The following is a 17,980-nucleotide window of genomic DNA, read 5'->3' as shown; positions in this document are numbered from 1 at the left end:
CCCGGCCGGGGTGCGGACGGCCGAACTCGCCGCCACGGAGCCGTCCGCGCCGGTGCCCGACGGCGGCGCGCCGGGACGCGGCCGCGATGACGGGGACGGCGCCGTCAGCGGGACGGACCGCCCCGGCCCGGTGCCCTCAACGCACCAGCGGAAGTGTGGCCATCTCCGCGACGGTCCAGGTCAGGGGGGCCAGGACGAGGACCAGTGCCAGGAAGCGCAGGGCCGCGGCGCGGTGGAGCACCGAGGCGGAGGCGCCCAGGCGACGGAGGGCCGCCGTGGTGTGGGCACGGGCCGAGCGGGACTCCACCGCGGCGGTCAGCGCGCTGGCGGTGACACAGGCGAGGACGACCGCCGCGCCGACCGCGGTGAGCGGGCCGAACGGACTGGCGGGCGAAGCCTCGTAGACCTTCATGGCGGCATACGCGGCGGAGGCGACCGCGCACAGCACCCCGAGCGGGCGGCCCAGGCGGTGCGACTCCTCCTGGAGCACACGACCGGACAGCAGACGCAGGGCGCCGGGGCGGCCGGCACACAGCAGCCGCCCGCACAGATGCACCAGCCCGGGACCCGCCAGCACGAGACCGAAGGCCGACAGCGCCCAGCCGGCCAGCACCCCGGGCGGGCTGCCGACCAGCCGGCCGGGCAGCGGCAGCAGGCCGCCGGGAGCGTGGGCGCCGCGGCTGGTGTACGCCTCGATCGCCAGGCCGGCCGCGGCCAGCGCGATGCCCCAGGGGAGGCCGGAGGGCGGGGCGGTCCTGGGGCGGCTGTCGCGCTCGGGCGCGCCGGCCTCGTCACGGGGGCGCAGGGAGACGGCGGTCGCGGCCGCGGCGGTCAGCGGCACGGTCGCCAGCAGCAGCAGGGCGCCGACGAGCGGCACCGGGTGGCCGGTACCGAGCAGGTCGCGGTCGAGACCGAGGGCGGACGGGCCGCCGAGCTGGCCCGGGCCGAGGTCGCCGCGCAGCCGGAGGAAGGCCAGCAGGGCCAGCGCGACGCCGAGGAAGCAGGTCAGCGCGGTGGAGGCGGTGGCGAGCAGGGTGAGCCGGAGGGGGCCCAGGCCGGCGGCGGTCATCCCGCGCTGGAGGCGGGCGGCCGGGTCCGTACGCGCCGTGGACACCGCCAACTGGGCGGTGGCGGCGAGCGGGGCCGCGCACCACAGCAGGCGCACCAGCGACTCGTCGGCCGCGGACGGATGACCGGCGGCATGGCCGAGGGTGGAGAGCAGAAGGAAGCCGGTGCCGGCCGCCGCGGCGGTGACGGCGAGGCGGCGCAGCAGGACGAGGGGGCGCGAGCCGCGGGCTAGACGGAGAGCGAGCACTCTGCCCTGCTTTCCTCATCGGAGGCGCCGGTGGTGTCGGGCGCACCGCTCGACTGGTGGCCGTCGAGGAGCGCGAGGGACCGGTCGGCGAGCGTGGCGACATCGGGGTCATGGGTCGCCAGGACCACGGTGATCTGGTGCGAACGGGCCGCGGTGGTGAGGGTGCGCAGCACCTGGGTGCCGTCGGCGCGGTGCAGCGGGGCGGTCGGCTCGTCGGCGAACAGCACCTGCGGCGTGGCGGCGAGCGCACGGGCGATGGCGATCCGCTGGCGCTGGGACTGGTCGAGCTGCGCGGGCCGGCGGTTCGCGCACATGCCGACGTCGAGGCGGTCCAGCCATTCGAGGGCGGTGTGCTTGGCGGAGCGGGTGCCGGTGCCCCGGAGCAGGAGGGGGAGGGCGGCGTTCTCCCAGGCGGTGAGCTCGGCGACGAGGTGCGGTTCGGTGTCGATCCAGCCGAACCGGTCCAGCCGCAGCCGTTCGCGGCCGGGGGAGGAGAGGGTGTGCACGGGGGAGCTGTTGAACCACACCTCGCCCTCGGCCGGGACGAGTTGACCGGAGAGACATTTCAGCAGGGTGGTCTTGCCACTGCCGCGCGGGCCGGTGACGGCGAGGATCTCGCCTTCGGGGACGCCGACGGAGACTCCGGTGAGGGCGGAGGTGCCGCCGTACGCGTGGTGCAGGCCGCGGGCCCAGAGAACGTCGTTGTCAGGCGGGGCCACCATCTGCGCACCTCTTGTTGTAGGCGTCGAATCGTTCCCCCGACCGGGTGAACGACCATGGAGGGTATCGGTCACAAGCACGGTAAGGATTGGTGACCCCCGGTATTCGCCGCTTGGCAGCACAACGGCCCAGATTCACTCGTATGGCTTGAAGTGAGCGAATCCGGGCCGCTGGATATTCAATTGTGTACGAGTGGACCGTTAGGTGCCGTGAGGGTCAGAGCTTGGTCCATGCCTCGGTGAGCACCGTGCGCAGAATCTGCTCGATCTCGTCGAAGACCGACTGGTCGGCGACCAGCGGCGGGGCGAGCTGGATGACCGGGTCGCCACGGTCGTCGGCGCGGCAGTAGAGACCGTTGTCGTACAGCGCCTTGGAGAGGAACCCGTACAGGACGCGCTCGGTCTCCTCGTCGTTGAAGGACTCCTTGGTGGTCTTGTCCTTGACGAGCTCGATGCCGTAGAAGAAGCCGTTGCCGCGGACATCGCCGACGATCGGCAGGTCGTGCAGCTTCTCCAGGGTGTTCAGGAAGTTGGCCTCGTTGTCGAGGACGTGCTGGTTGAGACCCTCACGCTCGAAGATGTCGAGGTTGGCGACACCGACGGCCGCGGAGACCGGGTGGCCGCCGAAGGTGTAGCCGTGCAGGAAGGTGTTGTCGCCCTTGTAGAACGGCTCGGCCAGCCGGTCGGAGATGATGCAGGCGCCGATCGGGGAGTAGCCCGAGGTCATGCCCTTGGCGCAGGTGATCATGTCCGGGACGTAGCCGAACTTGTCACAGGCGAACGTCGTACCGAGGCGGCCGAAGGCGCAGATGACCTCGTCGGAGACGAGCAGTACGTCGTACTGGTCGCAGATCTCGCGGACCCGCCGGAAGTAGCCGGGCGGCGGCGGGAAGCAGCCGCCGGCGTTCTGCACCGGCTCCAGGAAGACCGCGGCGACCGTCTCCGGACCCTCGAAGAGGATCTGCTGCTCGATCTGGTCGGCGGCCCAGCGGCCGAACGCCTCGGGGTCGTCGCCGTGGATCGGGGCGCGGTAGATGTTGGTGTTCGGGACCTTGTGCGCGCCGGGGACCAGCGGCTCGAAGGGGGCCTTCAGGCCGGGCAGGCCGGTGATGGACAGGGCGCCCTGCGGGGTGCCGTGGTAGGCCACCGCGCGGGATATCACCTTGTGCTTCATCGGCTTGCCGGTGAGCTTGAAGTACTGCTTGGCCAGCTTCCAGGCGGTCTCGACGGCCTCGCCGCCACCGGTGGTGAAGAAGACCTTGTTGAGGTCACCGGGGGCCTCGTGCGCCAGCCGCTCGGCCAGCTCCACCGCCTTGGGGTGGGCGTAGGACCACACGGGGAAGAAGGCCAGCTCCTGCGCCTGCTTGAAGGCGGTCTCGGCGAGCTCCACCCGGCCGTGGCCGGCGTTGACCACGAAGAGGCCGGCGAGCCCGTCGATGTAGCGCTTGCCCTTGTCGTCGTAGATGTTGGTGCCCTCGCCGCGCACGATCGTGGGCACGGGGGCATTCTCGTACGACGACATGCGGGTGAAGTGCATCCACAGGTGGTCGTATGCCGTCTTGGAGAGGTCGCCGCTCATTGCTATCTCGTTCCCCAGGTGTAGGTCTGCTTCCGGAGCTTGAGGTACACGAAGCTCTCGGTGGATCGGACGCCGGGAAGCGTGCGGATCCGCTTGTTGATCATTTCCAGAAGGTGGTCGTCGTCCTCGCAGACGATCTCGATGAGGAGATCGAAGGAGCCTGCCGTCATGACGACGTACTCGACCTCTTCCATGGTCGTCAGGGCGTCGGCCACGGGGTCGAGGTCACCTTCGACGTTGATGCCGACCATTGCCTGCCGACGGAAACCGACCGTGAGGGGGTCGGTGACCGCGACGATCTGCATCACGCCTTGGTCGAGCAGTTTCTGTACGCGCTGGCGTACCGCCGCTTCGGACAGGCCGACGGCCTTGCCGATCGCGGCGTACGGACGGCGCCCGTCCTCCTGGAGCTGCTCGATGATCGCCAGGGAGACGGAGTCGATCGTCGGGGTTCCGGTTCTGTCATGACTGTTTCGAGAGGCCGCCACGTCGTTCACTGTGCACGAGCCTCGTCGGTCTTGCAACCCCAAACCGATGAAATTAGTCGTGTAGCGATCAGAATTTCACTGATTCCGTTGTTCCTGGGTGGCGGGTGTGTTGAAAACGTGGGTTCCATGGCTAGGGTGGATGTCCAAACCACCAGACTTCTGACTGAAGGGGGCGCACAGTGACCACCGCACTGCGTCGTCTGCGCAACTACATCGACGGGGAGTTCCGGGACGCCGCCGACGGGCGGACCACGGAGGTGGTCAACCCCGCCACGGGTGAGGCGTACGCCACCGCCCCGCTCTCGGCCGCCGCCGACGTGGACGCGGCGATGGCCGCCGCCGAGGCCGCCTTCCCCGCCTGGCGCGACCTGATCCCGGCCGAGCGCCAGAAGGTCCTCCTGAAGATCGCCGACCGCTTCGAGGAGCGGGCGGAGGAGCTGATCGCCGCCGAGTCGGAGAACTGCGGCAAGCCGGTCGCGCTCGTACGCTCCGAGGAAATCCCGCCGATGGTGGACCAGATCCGCTTCTTCGCGGGTGCCGCCCGGATGCTCGAAGGCCGCTCGGCCGGCGAGTACATGGACGGCTTCACCTCCATCATCCGCCGCGAGCCGGTCGGCGTCTGCGCCCAGGTCGCGCCGTGGAACTACCCGATGATGATGGCCGTGTGGAAGTTCGCCCCGGCGCTGGCCGCGGGCAACACCGTCGTCATCAAGCCGTCCGACACCACCCCGGCCTCCACGGTGCTGATCGCCGACATCATCGGCAGCGTGCTGGACGAACTGGGCCACTCCCGCGGCGTGTTCAACGTCATCTGCGGTGACCGCGAGACCGGCCGGCTGATGGTCGAGCACAAGGTCCCGGCGATGGCCTCGATCACCGGCTCGGTACGCGCCGGTATGCAGGTCGCCGAGTCCGCCTCCAAGGACCTCAAGCGGGTCCACCTGGAGCTGGGCGGCAAGGCCCCGGTCGTCGTCTTCGAGGACACCGACATCCCCAAGGCCGTCGAGGACATCTCCGTCGCCGGCTACTTCAACGCCGGCCAGGACTGTACGGCCGCCACCCGCGTCCTCGTCCACGAGTCCATCCACGACGAGTTCGTCGCCGCACTGGCCAAGGCCGCCTCGGAGACCAAGACCGGCGCGGTCGACGACGAGGACGTGCTCTACGGCCCGCTGAACAACGCCAACCAGCTCAAGCAGGTCAAGGGCTTCATCGAGCGGCTGCCCGCACACGCCAAGATCGAGGCGGGCGGCGAACAGGTCGGCGAGAAGGGCTACTTCTTCGCCCCGACCGTCGTCTCCGGGCTCAAGCAGGACGACGAGATCGTCCAGCACGAGGTCTTCGGCCCGGTCATCACCGTCCAGTCCTTCAGCGACGAGAAGCAGGCCGTGGAGTGGGCCAACGGCGTCGAGTACGCCCTGGCCTCCTCGGTGTGGACCAAGGACCACGCCCGCGCCATGCGGATGTCCAAGAGCCTCGACTTCGGCTGTGTGTGGATCAACACCCACATCCCGCTGGTCGCCGAGATGCCGCACGGCGGATTCAAGAAGTCCGGTTACGGCAAGGACCTTTCGGCCTACGGCTTCGACGACTACACCCGGATCAAGCACGTGATGACCTCGCTGGACGGCTGAGCCGGCCGGCCGGTCCGGCCGGCTGACCCGGGAGATCTGCACGGTCGGGCGCCACGGAACGCTCGACACACCGTCGCGGGCGGAGGCCCGGCAACTGACGCTCTGTCGCTTGCCGCCTCCGCCCGCGGCACGTGAGAGTGCACGCCATGGCAGATCATTCGCGGCGGGCGCTGCTCCGGGGCACGGTCGGACTGGGTGTGACGGGGGCGCTGGCCGCCATGACCGGATGCGGGGTGCCGCCGGCCTACGTCGAGGCGGCGGACCGCGGAGGTCCGGACCGGTCGGCACGGGACCGCAGGCTCACCTTCGCCAACTGGCCGCTCTACATCGACGTCGACGACCACCACAAACAGCGCCGCCCCACCCTGGACGCCTTCGAGCGGCGCACCGGGATCTCCGTCACGTACACCGAGGAGATCAACGACAACGACGAGTTCTTCGGCAAGATCAGCCCGGCGCTGATGAACCACCAGAGCACCGGCCGCGATCTGATCGTCATGAGCGACTGGATGTGCGCCCGGTTCGTCCGGCTGGGCTGGGTCCAGGAAATGGACCGCGCCGCCCAGCCGCACGTCGCCCGGCATCTCGATCCGCTGCTGCGGAACCCGCACTTCGACCCCGGCCGCACACACTCGGTGCCCTGGCAGTCCGGGATCACCGGCATCGCCTACAACCGCAAGAAGCTCGGCCGGGAGATCAAGCACACCGCCGACCTGTGGAAGGACGACCTGCGCGGCCGGGTCACCCTGCTCTCCGGGCTCGATGAATCATTCGCCCTGCTCATGCAGGGCGACGGGGTGGACGTCACCCGCTGGAGGGCCGACGACTTCCACCGGATGACCGACCGGATCCGCCGCCTGGTGAGCAAGGGCCACATCCGGCGGTTCACCGGCAACGACTACATCAAGGACCTGGACTCCGGGGACGTGCTCGCCGCGCAGGCGTACTCGGGCGATGTGATCCAGCTCCAGGCCGACAACCCGGACATCGAGTTCGTGGTGCCGGAGGAAGGCGCGGAGCTCTGGGCCGAGAGCCTGCTGATCCCCGACCTCGCGGAGCACAAGCGCAGTGCCGAGCGGCTGATCGACCACTACTACCGCCCGGAGGTGGCCGCGGACCTGGCCGCCTGGGTCAACTATGTCTGCCCCGTGCCGGCCGCGCGCGACATCCTGGCCTCCTCCAAGGACAAGGAACGCGCCGCGCTCGCCGAGGATCCGCTGATCTTCCCCGACGACGCGATGCGCAAGCGGCTGGCCATCGCCCGCGACATCACATCGAAGGAGCGGACCGAGTTCGCCAAGGAGTGGAACGGGATCGTGGGGTTGTGAGCCTGTGAGCCAGTGGGCCTGTGGGTCTGTGGGGTGTGGCGGCCGTGTGGTGTGTTCTGACTGTGCGTGTGTTCTGACCGTGCGGCGCTGTGTGCCGTGCGGTGTTCGCTGCCGTGAGGGGCCTCCTTATATTCCGGCAACGATTACGGAGAGTAGTTGGTTCCCTGGCGTTGAGTGATGTGGTGCTGGGTGATGTGGCGTTGTGTGGGGCGGGGCTGCGTGGTGGTCAGTGCCAGGACGTCGTGTATGCGTCGATCTCGGCCGTCAGGCGGGCCTTGGCGGCGGTGTCCATGAAGGATGCGGTGACGGCGTTCTTGGCGAGGGCGGCCAGGCCGGTGGCGTCGAGGCCCAGCAGGCGGGCGGCGATGGCGTATTCGGTGTTGAGGTCCGTGCCGAACATCGGGGGGTCGTCGCTGTTGATGGTGACCAGTACGCCCGCGTCGACCATCTCCTTGAGCGGGTGCTCCTCCAGGGTGCGCACCGCGCGGGTGGCGATGTTGGAGGTGGGGCAGACCTCCAACGGGATGCGGTGCTCGGCGAGATGGGCCAGCAGCCGGGGGTCCTGGGTGGCGCTGGTGCCGTGGCCGATGCGCTCGGCGCCCAGCTCGTTGAGGGCGTCCCAGATCGTGCCGGGGCCGGTGGTCTCCCCGGCGTGCGGTACGGAGTGCAGACCGGCCGCGCGGGCGCGGTCGAAGTACGGCTTGAACTGCGGGCGCGGTACCCCGATCTCCGGGCCGCCGAGACCGAACGAGACCAGGCCCTCGGGCTGAAGATCACAGGCGATCCTGGCGGTCTCCTCCGCGGACTCCAGCCCCGCCTCACCGGGGATGTCGAAGCACCAGCGCAACACCACGCCCAGCTCCGACTCCGCCGCCTTCCGGGCGTCCTCGATGGCCTCGACGAACGCGGCGTCGGGGATACCGCGGCGGGTCGAGCTGAACGGGGTGAGGGTCAGCTCGGCGTAGCGGATCTGCTGGCGCGCCATGTCGCGGGCGACCTCGTACGTCAGCAGCCGGACGTCCTCGGCGTCGCGGATCAGGTCCACGACGGAGAGATAGACCTCGATGAAGTGCGCGAAGTCGCGGAAGGTGAAGTAGTCGGCCAGCGCTTCGGGGTCGGTGGGGACGGCGGAGTCGGGGTGCCGCGCCGCCAGTTCGGAGACGATGCGCGGGGAGGCCGATCCGACGTGGTGGACGTGCAGCTCCGCCTTGGGCAGGCCCGCGATGAAGGCATCGAGATCGGACAACGGTTCCTCCTGGTCAAAGGGCGCGCAGGGGTGCGCGGAACGGCCTGGCCATGCTAAGCGGGACGGGGCCGGCCGGGGCGGGGGCCGTGGATATCGCCCGCAACCGGCCGCCCGCATGCGGACATCGTCCGCCCCCGGCCGGGCCGCACGGTTTGTCCTATGCCCCCGCGCCGGCCGCTTCCCGGAGCCGCTGGCGGGCCGCCATCAGCGCGAAGCCCAGCAGATTCAGACCCCGCCAGCGCGCCGGGTCCGCCGCCCGCTCGTCGTCGGCGGCGAGGCCGATGCCCCATATCCGGTCCACGGGGCTGGCCTCGACCAGCACCCGGGAGTTCGTGCCGAGCAGATACTCGCGCAGGGCGGCGTCCTGGCCGAACTTGTGGACGCTGCCCTCGGCGACCAGGCCGAAGCGGTGCCGCCGCCAGGTCTCCTCGTCGAAGCCGCGGACCGTGCGCCCGGCGTCCTTGGCCTGCTGGGGGTGGCGCGCCGCGCGTACCCGCCGCTCGGCCTCCGCGTCGCCGAACAGCCGGGCCTTGCCGGCCATCATCCAGTGTTCCGCGGTGGCGTAGCGGACGCCCTCGACGGTGAAGGGGGCGGGCCACCACTGGCTGAAGCAGCTCACACCCAGGCTGCCGTCGCGCCGGGGGCTGTGGCCCCAGAAATGGACGTATTTGCGACGCTTGCCGGTGGCCGTCCGCCGGCGCAGCTCCTCGACCGAGCGGGGCCCGTCCGCGACCGTCCCGGCCGCGTCCCCCGTGGTGATCCCCGTGCTGTCGTGCATCATGCCGGGATTCTGTCAGCGGGCACTGACAACGTGTCGGGGTCCCCGAGGGTGAAATCGCAGAATCCGTCGCGTAACCAAAAGGCAACAACGGAATCCCTTGTTGAGGTCGCTTACCTCTGTCAAGATCGGCCATCGATTCCGGAAATAGCTACGCCAGACAATGCCGCTGAGCGGCTCCGGCGCCCGGCGGAGGAGAGCACCATGGATCACCGATTCGATGTCACCGAGCGGTTCGCCGAGGGCGCGCAATTCATCGCGGGCGGTCTCCGCGCCGGCAGTTCCGGCCGCACCCAGGACGTCGTGGACCCGGCGACCGGCGAGACGGTGTACTCCTACGAGCTCGCGGGGACGGCGGATGTCGACGCGGCCGTGGACGCCGCCCGGCAGGCGTTCCCGGAGTGGGGCGGCGCCACCCCGGGGGAGCGCTCCGACACCCTGCACCGTTTCGCCGCCGCGCTCACCGAGGACGCCGCCGATCTCGCCTACGCGGAATCGCTGAACTGCGGAAAGCCGATCAAGCTCAGCAACGAGTTCGACGTACCGGGCTCGATCGACAACGCGGCCTTCTTCGCGGGCGCCGCCCGTCACCTGGAGGGCAAGGCGGCCGGCGAATACAGCGCCGACCACACCTCCGTCATCCGCCGCGAACCGATCGGTGTGGTCGGCTCCATCGCCCCCTGGAACTACCCGCTCCAGATGGCCGCCTGGAAGGTGCTGCCGGCCATCGCCGCGGGCAACACCATCGTGCTGAAGCCGGCCGAGATCACCCCGTTCACCTCGCTGCTGTTCGCCCAGGCCGCCCAGCGCGCCGGGCTGCCCGACGGGGTGCTCAACATCGTCTCCGGGGCGGGCCGGGACGCCGGTGAGCGCCTCGTCGGCCACCCCTCCGTCGCGATGACCTCGTTCACCGGCTCGACCGCCGTCGGCAAGCGCGTCGCCGAGATCGCCACCGGCACGGTCAAGCGGCTGCACCTCGAACTCGGCGGCAAGGCCCCCTTCGTCGTCTTCGACGACGCGGATCTGGAGGCCGCCGTCCATGGAGCGGTCGCCGGATCGCTGATCAACACCGGCCAGGACTGCACCGCCGCCACCCGCGCCTACGTCCAGCGCCCGCTCTACGACGCCTTCGTCAGCGGCGTCGCCGACCTGATGGCGACCGTACGGCTCGGCGACCCCTTCGACCCGTCCACGGACCTGGGCCCGCTGATCTCGCACACCCAGCGCGACCGGGTGGCGGGCTTCGTCGACCGGGCGCGCGGCTACGCCACGGTCGTCACCGGTGGCGAGGCTCCCGGTGGTGAGCTGGCCAAGGGCGCCTACTACCGGCCGACGCTGATCGCCGGGGCCGCGCAGGACAGCGAGATCGTGCAGTCCGAGATCTTCGGTCCGGTGCTGGTCGTGCTGCCCTTCGACAGCGACGACGAGGGCATCGCGCTGGCCAACGACACCCCCTACGGGCTGGCCGCCTCCGCCTGGAGCCGGGACGTCTACCGCACCGGCCGCGCCACCCGCGAGATCAACGCGGGCTGCGTCTGGGTCAACGACCACATCCCGATCCTCAGCGAGATGCCGCACGGCGGTGCCAAGGCGTCCGGCTACGGCAAGGACATGTCGGCCTACTCCTTCGAGGAGTACACCCAGGTCAAGCACGTGATGTACGACAACACCGCGGTCGCGCGCAAGGACTGGCACCGCACGATCTTCGGGGACCGCCCGTAAGGGCTGTCCGCCGCAGGGCACCACCCAGCACCACCAGCACCACCGAGCCCCCCACTGGCCCCACCCCCACCACGGGCCCACCCAGCGGCCAGCGCCGCGCGGCATCGTCACCACCGGCCGAGCGCCGGGCTCATCCCCTGAAAGGGCACTGCGCATGGAGCACCACGAGCAGCCCGAACCCCTGTCCCCGGCCGAACTCACCGCCGTGCGCCGCAGCCTGACCGATGGCCGGCTCGCCATGACCCGCCGCTCCCTGCTGCGTGCGAGCGGCGCCATGGCGGCCGCGATCGGCGGCCTCGGCGCCCTGTCGGCCTGCGGCATCCCGCCCGCGGGCCGTACGGACGCCGGCCGTTCCGCGGACCACTCCAGGGCGGAGAAGCGGATCAACTTCTCCAACTGGACCGAGTACATGGACGTCACCGACGACGGCAAGCACCGGCCCACCCTGGAGCACTTCACCAAGCGCACCGGCATCGCGGTCAAATACACCGAGGACATCAACGACAACGACGAGTTCTTCGGCAAGATCCAGGCCCAGCTCGCGGCGGGCCAGGACACCGGCCGGGATCTGATCGTGCTCACCGACTGGATGTGCGCGCGGATGATCTCCCTCGGCTGGATCGAGTCGCTGGACCCGGCCAACCTGCCGCACGCCTACACCCACCTCTCGCCGCAGTTCCGCAACCCCGCCTGGGACCCCGGCCGCGCGCACTCCTACCCCTGGCAGGGCATCCCGGCGATCATCGCGTACAACAAGAAGGCCACCGGGGGCCGCAAGGTCGACTCGATCAGCCAGCTGCTGGAGGACCCGAAGCTCAAGGGCCGGGTCGGATTCCTCTCGGAGATGCGCGACAGCGTCGGGCTGACCCTGCTGGACATGGGCAAGAAGCCCGAGGACGTCACCGCCGACGACTACGACGCGGCGATCGCCCGGATCCAGAAGGGCGTGGATTCCAAGCAGATCCGCCGCTTCACCGGCAACGACTACACCACCGACCTGGACAAGGGCGACCTCGCCGCCTGTGTGGCCTGGGCGGGCGACGTCGTCCAGCTCCAGAACGACAACCCGGACATCGGCTTCGCCGTCCCCAAGGCGGGCTACATGACGTCCACCGACAACCTCATGGTGCCGAACAAGGCCCGCCACAAGCAGAACGCCGAACGGCTCATCGACTACTTCTACGAGCCGAAGGTGGCGGCGAAGATCGCGGCGTACATCAACTACGTCTGCCCCGTGGAAGGCGTACGCGAGGAACTCGCCAAGATCGACAAGAAGGCGGCCGCCAACCCGCTGATCATCCCGGACGAGGAGATGGCCGAGAAGTCCCACTCCTTCCGCGCCCTGTCCGCCAAGGAGAACAAGGCGTTCACCCAGAAGTTCTCCGACCTCACCGGCGCCTGATCCCCCACCTCGCAGGCCCGCCCGAGCCGTTTCGCCCTCCGACCCACGGGACGACCGACATGACCCACTCCGCGACCCCCCAGAGCAGCGGCGGCGACGTCCGCCTCCAAGGGATCAGCAAGACCTACGGCTCCTTCACCGCCGTCCATCCGCTCGACCTGACCGTCCCCGCGGGCTCCTTCTTCGCGCTCCTGGGCGCCTCGGGCTGCGGCAAGACGACCACGCTGCGCATGATCGCCGGACTGGAGGAGCCCACCACCGGCACCGTCGAGCTGTCCGGCCAGGACGTCACGGTGCTGCCGCCGTACAAGCGCCAGGTCAACACCGTCTTCCAGAACTACGCGCTCTTCCCGCACCTGGACATCTACGAGAACGTCGCCTTCGGGCTGCGCCGCCGCGGCATCAAGTCCGTCAAGAAGCAGGTCGAGGAGATGCTCGACCTGGTCCAGCTCGGCCCGATGGCGCGCCGCAAGCCGCAGCAGCTCTCCGGTGGCCAGCAGCAGCGCGTCGCGGTCGCCCGCGCGCTGATCAACCACCCCCAGGTGCTGCTGCTCGACGAGCCGCTCGGCGCCCTCGACCTCAAGCTGCGCCGCCAGATGCAGCTGGAGCTCAAGCGCATCCAGACCGAGGTCGGCATCACCTTCGTCCATGTCACCCACGACCAGGAGGAGGCCATGACGATGGCCGACACCGTGGCCGTGATGAACGGCGGCCGGGTCGAACAGCTCGGCGCCCCCGCCGACCTCTACGAGAACCCCGCCACCACCTTCGTCGCCAACTTCCTGGGCACCTCCAACCTCATCGAGGCCGAGGTCGTCGAGGCCGGCGGGGACGAGCTGCTGCTCAAGGCGGCGGACGCCAAGCTGCGGCTGCCCGCCGCCCGGTGCAGCGCCCCGGCCCGTACCGGCGGGAAGGTGCTGGCCGGTATACGGCCCGAGAAGGTCGCCCTCAAACACACCGACGACGCCGGCACCATTGCCGAAGGCCGCAACCGGCTGCCCGGCCGCATCAAGGACGCCAGCTTCATCGGCGTCTCCACCCAGTACGTCGTCGAGGTACCCGGCCTGGGCGAACTCGCCGTCTACGAGCAGAACGTGGAGCGCGACGGGCGCCTCGTCCCCGGCGCGGAGATCGTCCTGCACTGGAGCCCGGCGCACACCTTCGGTCTGGACGCCGCACAGGACATCCAGGCCGGCGCGGACCTCGACGAGGAGGCCGCGTGACCACCACCGAGACGCCCGCACCACCGGACGGCCAGGCCGGGACGGCACCCCTGGAGGTGCGCAAGACCCCCGTCCGCAAGCGGCTCGTCCCCTACTGGCTGCTGCTCCCCGGCATCCTGTGGCTGATCATCTTCTTCGCCGCCCCGCTCGTCTACCAGGCGTCGACGTCGGTCCAGACCGGCTCCCTCGAAGAGGGCTTCAAGGTCACCTGGCACTTCGCGACGTACTGGGACGCGCTCGGCGAATACTGGCCGCAGTTCATCCGCTCGGTGGCCTACGCCGCCACCGCCACCGCCCTCTGTCTGCTCCTGGGCTACCCGCTGGCCTATCTCATCGCCTTCAAGGCCGGCCGCTGGCGCAATCTCGTGATGATCCTGGTCATCGCGCCGTTCTTCACCAGCTTCCTGATCCGTACGCTCGCCTGGAAGACGATCCTGGCCGACGGCGGACCGGTCGTCGGGCTGCTGAACTCGCTGCACGTCCTGGACGTCACCAGCTGGCTGGGCCTCACCGAGGGACAGCGGGTGCTGGCCACCCCGCTCGCGGTGGTCTGCGGACTGACCTACAACTTCCTGCCGTTCATGGTGCTGCCGCTCTACACCTCGCTGGAGCGCATCGACCCGCGCCTGCACGAGGCCGCCGGGGACCTCTACGCCCGCCCGTCGACCACGTTCCGCCGGGTGACCTTCCCGCTGTCGATGCCCGGTGTCGTCGCCGGCACCCTGCTCACCTTCATCCCGGCCGCCGGTGACTACATCAACGCCGAACTGCTGGGCTCCACCGACCAGAAGATGATCGGCAACGTCATCCAGTCGCAGTTCCTGCGGGTGCTGGACTACCCGACCGCCGCCGCCCTCTCCTTCATCCTCATGGCGGCCATCCTCGCCATGGTCACGCTCTACATCCGCAAGTCGGGGACGGAGGATCTGGTCTGATGGCCGTCCACGGGACCACCGAAGCCACCGCGGTCCGCACCCCGAACCGGGGCCTGCGCCGGCTGCGCCGCAACATCGTCGCGATCGCGGGCCTGTGCACGCTGGGCTACCTGATCCTGCCCAACATCGTGGTGATGGTCTTCTCCTTCAACAAGCCCAACGGCCGCTTCAACTACCAGTGGCAGCGCTTCTCCACGGACGCCTGGCGCGATCCGTGCGGCGTCGCCGACCTGTGCGGCTCGCTGGGCCTGAGCCTTCAGCTCGCGCTGTGGGCCACCGTCGGCGCGACCGTCCTCGGCACCATGATCGCGTTCGCGCTGGCCCGCTACCGCTTCCGGGCCCGCTCCGGCGTCAACACCCTGATCTTCCTGCCGATGGCGATGCCCGAGGTCGTCATGGCCGCCTCGCTGGCGACCCTGTTCCTCAACATGGGCATCCAGTTCGGCTTCTGGACGATCCTCATCGCGCACATCATGTTCTGTCTGAGCTTCGTCGTCACCGCCGTCAAGGCCCGGGTGATGAGCATGGACCCGCGTCTGGAACAGGCCGCCCAGGACCTCTACGCCTCGCCGCTCCAGACCTTCCTCCGGGTGACGCTGCCGATCGCCGCCCCCGGCATCGCCTCCGGCGCGCTGCTGTCCTTCGCCCTGTCCTTCGACGACTTCATCATCACCAACTTCAACGCCGGCTCCACCGTGACCTTCCCCATGTTCGTCTGGGGATCGGCGCAGCGGGGCACGCCCGTTCAGATCAACGTCATCGGCACGGCGATGTTCCTGGTCGCCGTGGTGTGTGTAGTCGTCGGCCAGCTGGCCGGGGCCCGCAAGAGGAGCAAGAGGAGCTGAGAACCATGGCACGAGCTGCCATGACCCCGTCCGCCGCGCATGCGCTCGCGGACGCCGAACCCACCCCCTTCTGGCTGACCGACCCGGACCGGCCGGCCGCCCGACCCGCCCTCGTCGGCGACGAGACCTGCGATCTGCTCGTCGTCGGCGGCGGCTACTCCGGCCTGTGGACCGCGCTGCTCGCCAAGGAACGCGACCCGCAGCGCGATGTCGTCCTCGTCGAGGGCGCCGAGATCGGCTGGGCAGCCTCCGGACGCAACGGCGGTTTCTGCGCCGCCTCCCTCACCCACGGCCTCGGCAACGGCCTGGCCCGCTGGCCCGGTGAACTCGCCACCCTCGAAGAGCTCGGCATCCGCAACCTCGACGCCATCGAGGAGGCGGTCGCCCGCTACGGCATCGACTGCGCCTTCGAGCGCACCGGTGAGATCGACATCGCCACCGAGCCCCACCAGGTCGCCGAACTCAAGGAGTTCGCCGAGGACGCCGCCGGGCTCGGCCTGGACCGGCACACCTTCCTCGACGAGGACGAGCTGCGCGCCCAGGTCGACTCGCCGACCTTCCGCGCCGGACTGTGGGACCGCGACGGCGTCGCCATGGTCAACCCGGCCCGGCTCGCCTGGGGCCTGAAGCAGGCATGCCTCGGCCTCGGCGTCCGGATCTACGAGCGCACCCCCGCCACCGACCTCGCCTCCGACGGCATCGGCATGGCCGTCCGTACGCCCTACGGCCGGGTCTTCGCCCGCCATGTCGCGCTCGGCACCAACGCCTTCCCGTCACTGGTCAAGCGGGTCCGCCCGTACATCGCCCCGGTCTACGACCACGCCCTGATGACCGAGCCGCTCTCCGAGGAGCAGCTCGCCGCCATCGGCTGGAAGAACCGCCAGGGCCTCTCGGACTCCAACAACCACTTCCACTACTTCCGCATCACCGCCGACAACCGCATCCTGTGGGGCGGCTACGACATCATCTACCGCTACGGCGGCCGCGTCCGGGCCGAGTACGACCACCACCCCGCCACCTACGAGAAGCTCGCCCGGCACTTCTTCCGCTGCTTCCCGCAGCTGGAGGGGCTGCGCTTCACCCACACCTGGGGCGGCGCGATCGACACCTGCTCCCGTTTCTCCGCGTTCTTCGGCACCGCACACGCCGGCCGGGTCGCCTACGCCGCCGGCTACACCGGCCTCGGTGTGGGGGCCACCCGCTTCGGCGCCGATGTGATGCTCGACCTGCTGTCCGGCGAGCGCACCGAGCGTACGGAGCTGGAGATGGTCCGCAGCAAGCCGCTGCCCTTCCCGCCCGAGCCGCTGCGCTGGGCCGGCATCGGGATCACCCAGTGGTCCATGACCCAGGCCGACAGCCGCGGCGGCCGCCGCAATCTGTGGCTGAAGGCCATGGACAAGGTGGGGCTGGGCTTCGACAGCTGAGGCACGGCGCAGGGGGCGGGCGGCGGGCAGCCGTCCGCCCCCTGCGCCGTACCTCAGGGCCTCGACGCCCGCCCGGCGCCCGCCCCCGCCCACCGGTCGCACACCGCACACCACACCGCCAGCAGCACGGCGGCCAGACACCAGCTGCCGAGCACGTCCAACGGCCAGTGATAGCCGCGACGCACCAGACCGAGTCCGACGGCCACGTCGATCAGCGCCACCACGGCGACGACCGCGGGCGCGAACGGCGGGACGGCCGAGCGGCCCGCCCGCCTCCGCCGTACCCCGCGGAGCACCAACAGCGCGGCCACCCCGTAACCCACCGCCGCCGTGGCGCCATGGCCCGACGGATAGAAGCCGTCGGGCGCCCCGCCCGCCATCTCCGGCGGGCCCGGCCGGGCGAGCCACCGTTTGAGCGGGACGACCAGCGCGGGCACCACGGCCAGCGTGAGGCCGGCGGCGAGCGGCGGCAGCCACCACCGCACGCGGGCCCCCTCGTTGGGCGCCTCCTGGCTCCTGCCGCGCCACCCTTGCCACCCCGCCCACACCATGACCACGCACAACACCGGTAGCGCCACTGCCGTGTTGCCGAGATCGGCGCAGAACTCGGCGGGCCCGGCGGGCAGATGACCGGTGGCCAGCGCGCGGCCGAGCCGTTCGTCGAGGACGCGCAGCGGGCCGTGGCCGGCCACCTGCCAGGTGAACACGGCGAAGAGCAGCGCGCTGACGGCACCGGTCCACCACAGGGAGCGCCGCCGGGAGCCGTCGCCGGACGGGCCCGGGGAGCGCGGTGCGTCAGCAGAGTCCGGTGAACCCGGAGAACCCGGAGAACCCGGAAAACCCGGAAAAGGGGTCGGCCGCCTCGGAACAGGGGGGGTGGTTCCGAGGCGGCCGCGTGGACCGGTGTCCCGCGCGCCCCGGGGGGCATGGGGCGGGCGGACATCCGATCGGTGAGGATTCCCGGAACCGGGGGTTCCGGTGTTGTGCGCGAGGGCACGGCCTGATCGGAGCCGGGGAAGCGCCGACCGGGCGTCGCCCGCAGTCCCCTGCGAGCGGGGTGTTTCTCTCATCTGCAGAAACCGTACGGCACGGCGAGCGCACCCGACAGGCGCATCACCCGGCCGCCATCGGCCCCGCACATCTTCTTCACGCCATGTCTCCAGCTACGCGCGTCCATGCGGAAATGAGCCCAGAAATGAGGACAGAAGGGGGGCGGAAAGAAGGGGCGGTCAGGGGCGCGCACGGGCCGCACGGCCGGCCCCCCCCACTGGCCCGCCCGGCCGCCCGCCCACCGCCCGGAACGGGGCGCGGCCCGGGGCACGACCTGAGCCGTGCCCCGGGC

General features: G+C 70.4%; 15 protein-coding genes. 8 read left to right on the top strand and 7 right to left on the bottom strand.

The window, feature by feature from the left end; translation table 11 throughout:
- Window positions 1-136 precede the first annotated feature (136 nt).
- The 4 genes from ACFWJW_RS26850 to ACFWJW_RS26835 all read right to left on the bottom strand — a co-directional run bounded on the left by ACFWJW_RS26850 (window position 137) and on the right by ACFWJW_RS26835 (window position 4,110).
- Window positions 137-1,315, bottom strand: coding sequence for a hypothetical protein (locus tag ACFWJW_RS26850; protein ID WP_387246220.1), 1,179 nt, complete (start codon window positions 1,313-1,315; stop codon window positions 137-139).
- Window positions 1,297-2,037 carry an ABC transporter ATP-binding protein gene (locus tag ACFWJW_RS26845; protein ID WP_387246218.1) on the bottom strand — a complete coding sequence of 247 codons (741 nt, stop codon included), beginning with the start codon at window positions 2,035-2,037 and terminating at the stop codon, window positions 1,297-1,299. The genes ACFWJW_RS26850 and ACFWJW_RS26845 overlap by 19 nt, the downstream gene beginning before the upstream one ends.
- Before the next feature lie 214 nt (window positions 2,038-2,251).
- Window positions 2,252-3,613: an aspartate aminotransferase family protein gene (locus ACFWJW_RS26840; protein WP_387246216.1), complete on the bottom strand. Its 1,362-nt coding sequence runs from the start codon at window positions 3,611-3,613 to the stop codon at window positions 2,252-2,254.
- A gap of 2 nt (window positions 3,614-3,615) precedes the next feature.
- Window positions 3,616-4,110, bottom strand: a complete 495-nt coding sequence (locus tag ACFWJW_RS26835) for an Lrp/AsnC family transcriptional regulator (protein ID WP_006602804.1) — start codon at window positions 4,108-4,110, stop codon at window positions 3,616-3,618.
- Window positions 4,111-4,280: 170 nt separating this feature from the next.
- Here ACFWJW_RS26835 and ACFWJW_RS26830 point away from each other — a divergent pair, with 170 nt between their 5' ends.
- On the top strand, window positions 4,281-5,735 hold the full coding sequence (locus ACFWJW_RS26830) for a gamma-aminobutyraldehyde dehydrogenase (protein WP_387246213.1): 1,455 nt from the start codon (window positions 4,281-4,283) through the stop codon (window positions 5,733-5,735).
- A gap of 146 nt (window positions 5,736-5,881) precedes the next feature.
- Window positions 5,882-7,063 carry a spermidine/putrescine ABC transporter substrate-binding protein gene (locus ACFWJW_RS26825; protein WP_387246211.1) on the top strand — a complete coding sequence of 394 codons (1,182 nt, stop codon included), beginning with the start codon at window positions 5,882-5,884 and terminating at the stop codon, window positions 7,061-7,063.
- 226 nt (window positions 7,064-7,289) lie between these two features.
- Here ACFWJW_RS26825 and ACFWJW_RS26820 read toward each other — a convergent pair whose 3' ends face one another.
- Window positions 7,290-8,309: an adenosine deaminase gene (locus tag ACFWJW_RS26820; protein ID WP_387246209.1), complete on the bottom strand. Its 1,020-nt coding sequence runs from the start codon at window positions 8,307-8,309 to the stop codon at window positions 7,290-7,292.
- Window positions 8,310-8,466: 157 nt separating this feature from the next.
- The gene (locus ACFWJW_RS26815) at window positions 8,467-9,090 is read right to left on the bottom strand and encodes an NADAR family protein (protein WP_387246207.1); all 624 of its coding nucleotides are present in this window, start codon (window positions 9,088-9,090) and stop codon (window positions 8,467-8,469) included.
- A 201-nt stretch (window positions 9,091-9,291) separates the two neighbouring features.
- Between ACFWJW_RS26815 and ACFWJW_RS26810 the strand changes: the two genes are divergently transcribed.
- The 6 genes from ACFWJW_RS26810 (at window position 9,292) to ACFWJW_RS26785 (ending at window position 16,638) form a co-directional block, all read left to right on the top strand.
- Entirely contained in the window at window positions 9,292-10,809 is a 1,518-nt protein-coding gene (locus ACFWJW_RS26810; protein ID WP_387246205.1) for a gamma-aminobutyraldehyde dehydrogenase, read from the top strand.
- A 154-nt stretch (window positions 10,810-10,963) separates the two neighbouring features.
- Window positions 10,964-12,211 (top strand): PotD/PotF family extracellular solute-binding protein, encoded by a 1,248-nt coding sequence (locus tag ACFWJW_RS26805; RefSeq protein ID WP_387246203.1) that lies wholly within the window; start codon window positions 10,964-10,966, stop codon window positions 12,209-12,211.
- A gap of 59 nt (window positions 12,212-12,270) precedes the next feature.
- Window positions 12,271-13,434 carry an ABC transporter ATP-binding protein gene (locus ACFWJW_RS26800; RefSeq protein WP_387246201.1) on the top strand — a complete coding sequence of 388 codons (1,164 nt, stop codon included), beginning with the start codon at window positions 12,271-12,273 and terminating at the stop codon, window positions 13,432-13,434.
- Window positions 13,431-14,369, top strand: a complete 939-nt coding sequence (locus tag ACFWJW_RS26795; RefSeq protein ID WP_387246199.1) for an ABC transporter permease — start codon at window positions 13,431-13,433, stop codon at window positions 14,367-14,369. Before ACFWJW_RS26800 ends, ACFWJW_RS26795 begins: the two co-directional genes overlap by 4 nt.
- Window positions 14,369-15,214, top strand: a complete 846-nt coding sequence (locus tag ACFWJW_RS26790) for an ABC transporter permease (protein ID WP_387246197.1) — start codon at window positions 14,369-14,371, stop codon at window positions 15,212-15,214. Before ACFWJW_RS26795 ends, ACFWJW_RS26790 begins: the two co-directional genes overlap by 1 nt.
- A 5-nt stretch (window positions 15,215-15,219) precedes the next feature.
- Window positions 15,220-16,638, top strand: coding sequence for an NAD(P)/FAD-dependent oxidoreductase (locus ACFWJW_RS26785; RefSeq protein WP_387246195.1), 1,419 nt, complete (start codon window positions 15,220-15,222; stop codon window positions 16,636-16,638).
- Window positions 16,639-16,691: 53 nt separating this feature from the next.
- Here ACFWJW_RS26785 and ACFWJW_RS26780 read toward each other — a convergent pair whose 3' ends face one another.
- Window positions 16,692-17,345: a phosphatase PAP2 family protein gene (locus ACFWJW_RS26780; protein WP_387246193.1), complete on the bottom strand. Its 654-nt coding sequence runs from the start codon at window positions 17,343-17,345 to the stop codon at window positions 16,692-16,694.
- Between the last annotated feature and the right edge of the window lie 635 nt (window positions 17,346-17,980).

It is taken from the genome of Streptomyces sp. NPDC127097, assembly GCF_042724075.1.
GTDB lineage: Bacteria > Actinomycetota > Actinomycetes > Streptomycetales > Streptomycetaceae > Streptomyces.
The sequence above is the reverse complement of the archived record's forward strand: the minus strand, read 5'-3'. Positions and strand labels throughout refer to the sequence as shown.

Bases quoted from the DNA above. Each gene is read 5' to 3' on its own strand.
- ACFWJW_RS26845 (WP_387246218.1), bottom strand. From the start codon at position 2,037: ATGGTGGCCCCGCCTGACAACGACGTTCTCTGGGCCCGCGGCCTGCAC.
- ACFWJW_RS26840 (WP_387246216.1), bottom strand. From the start codon at position 3,613: ATGAGCGGCGACCTCTCCAAGACGGCATACGACCACCTGTGGATGCAC.
- ACFWJW_RS26825 (WP_387246211.1), top strand. From the start codon at position 5,882: ATGGCAGATCATTCGCGGCGGGCGCTGCTCCGGGGCACGGTCGGACTG.
- ACFWJW_RS26815 (WP_387246207.1), bottom strand. From the start codon at position 9,090: ATGATGCACGACAGCACGGGGATCACCACGGGGGACGCGGCCGGGACG.
- ACFWJW_RS26810 (WP_387246205.1), top strand. From the start codon at position 9,292: ATGGATCACCGATTCGATGTCACCGAGCGGTTCGCCGAGGGCGCGCAA.
- ACFWJW_RS26805 (WP_387246203.1), top strand. From the start codon at position 10,964: ATGGAGCACCACGAGCAGCCCGAACCCCTGTCCCCGGCCGAACTCACC.
- ACFWJW_RS26800 (WP_387246201.1), top strand. From the start codon at position 12,271: ATGACCCACTCCGCGACCCCCCAGAGCAGCGGCGGCGACGTCCGCCTC.
- ACFWJW_RS26790 (WP_387246197.1), top strand. From the start codon at position 14,369: ATGGCCGTCCACGGGACCACCGAAGCCACCGCGGTCCGCACCCCGAAC.
- ACFWJW_RS26785 (WP_387246195.1), top strand. From the start codon at position 15,220: ATGGCACGAGCTGCCATGACCCCGTCCGCCGCGCATGCGCTCGCGGAC.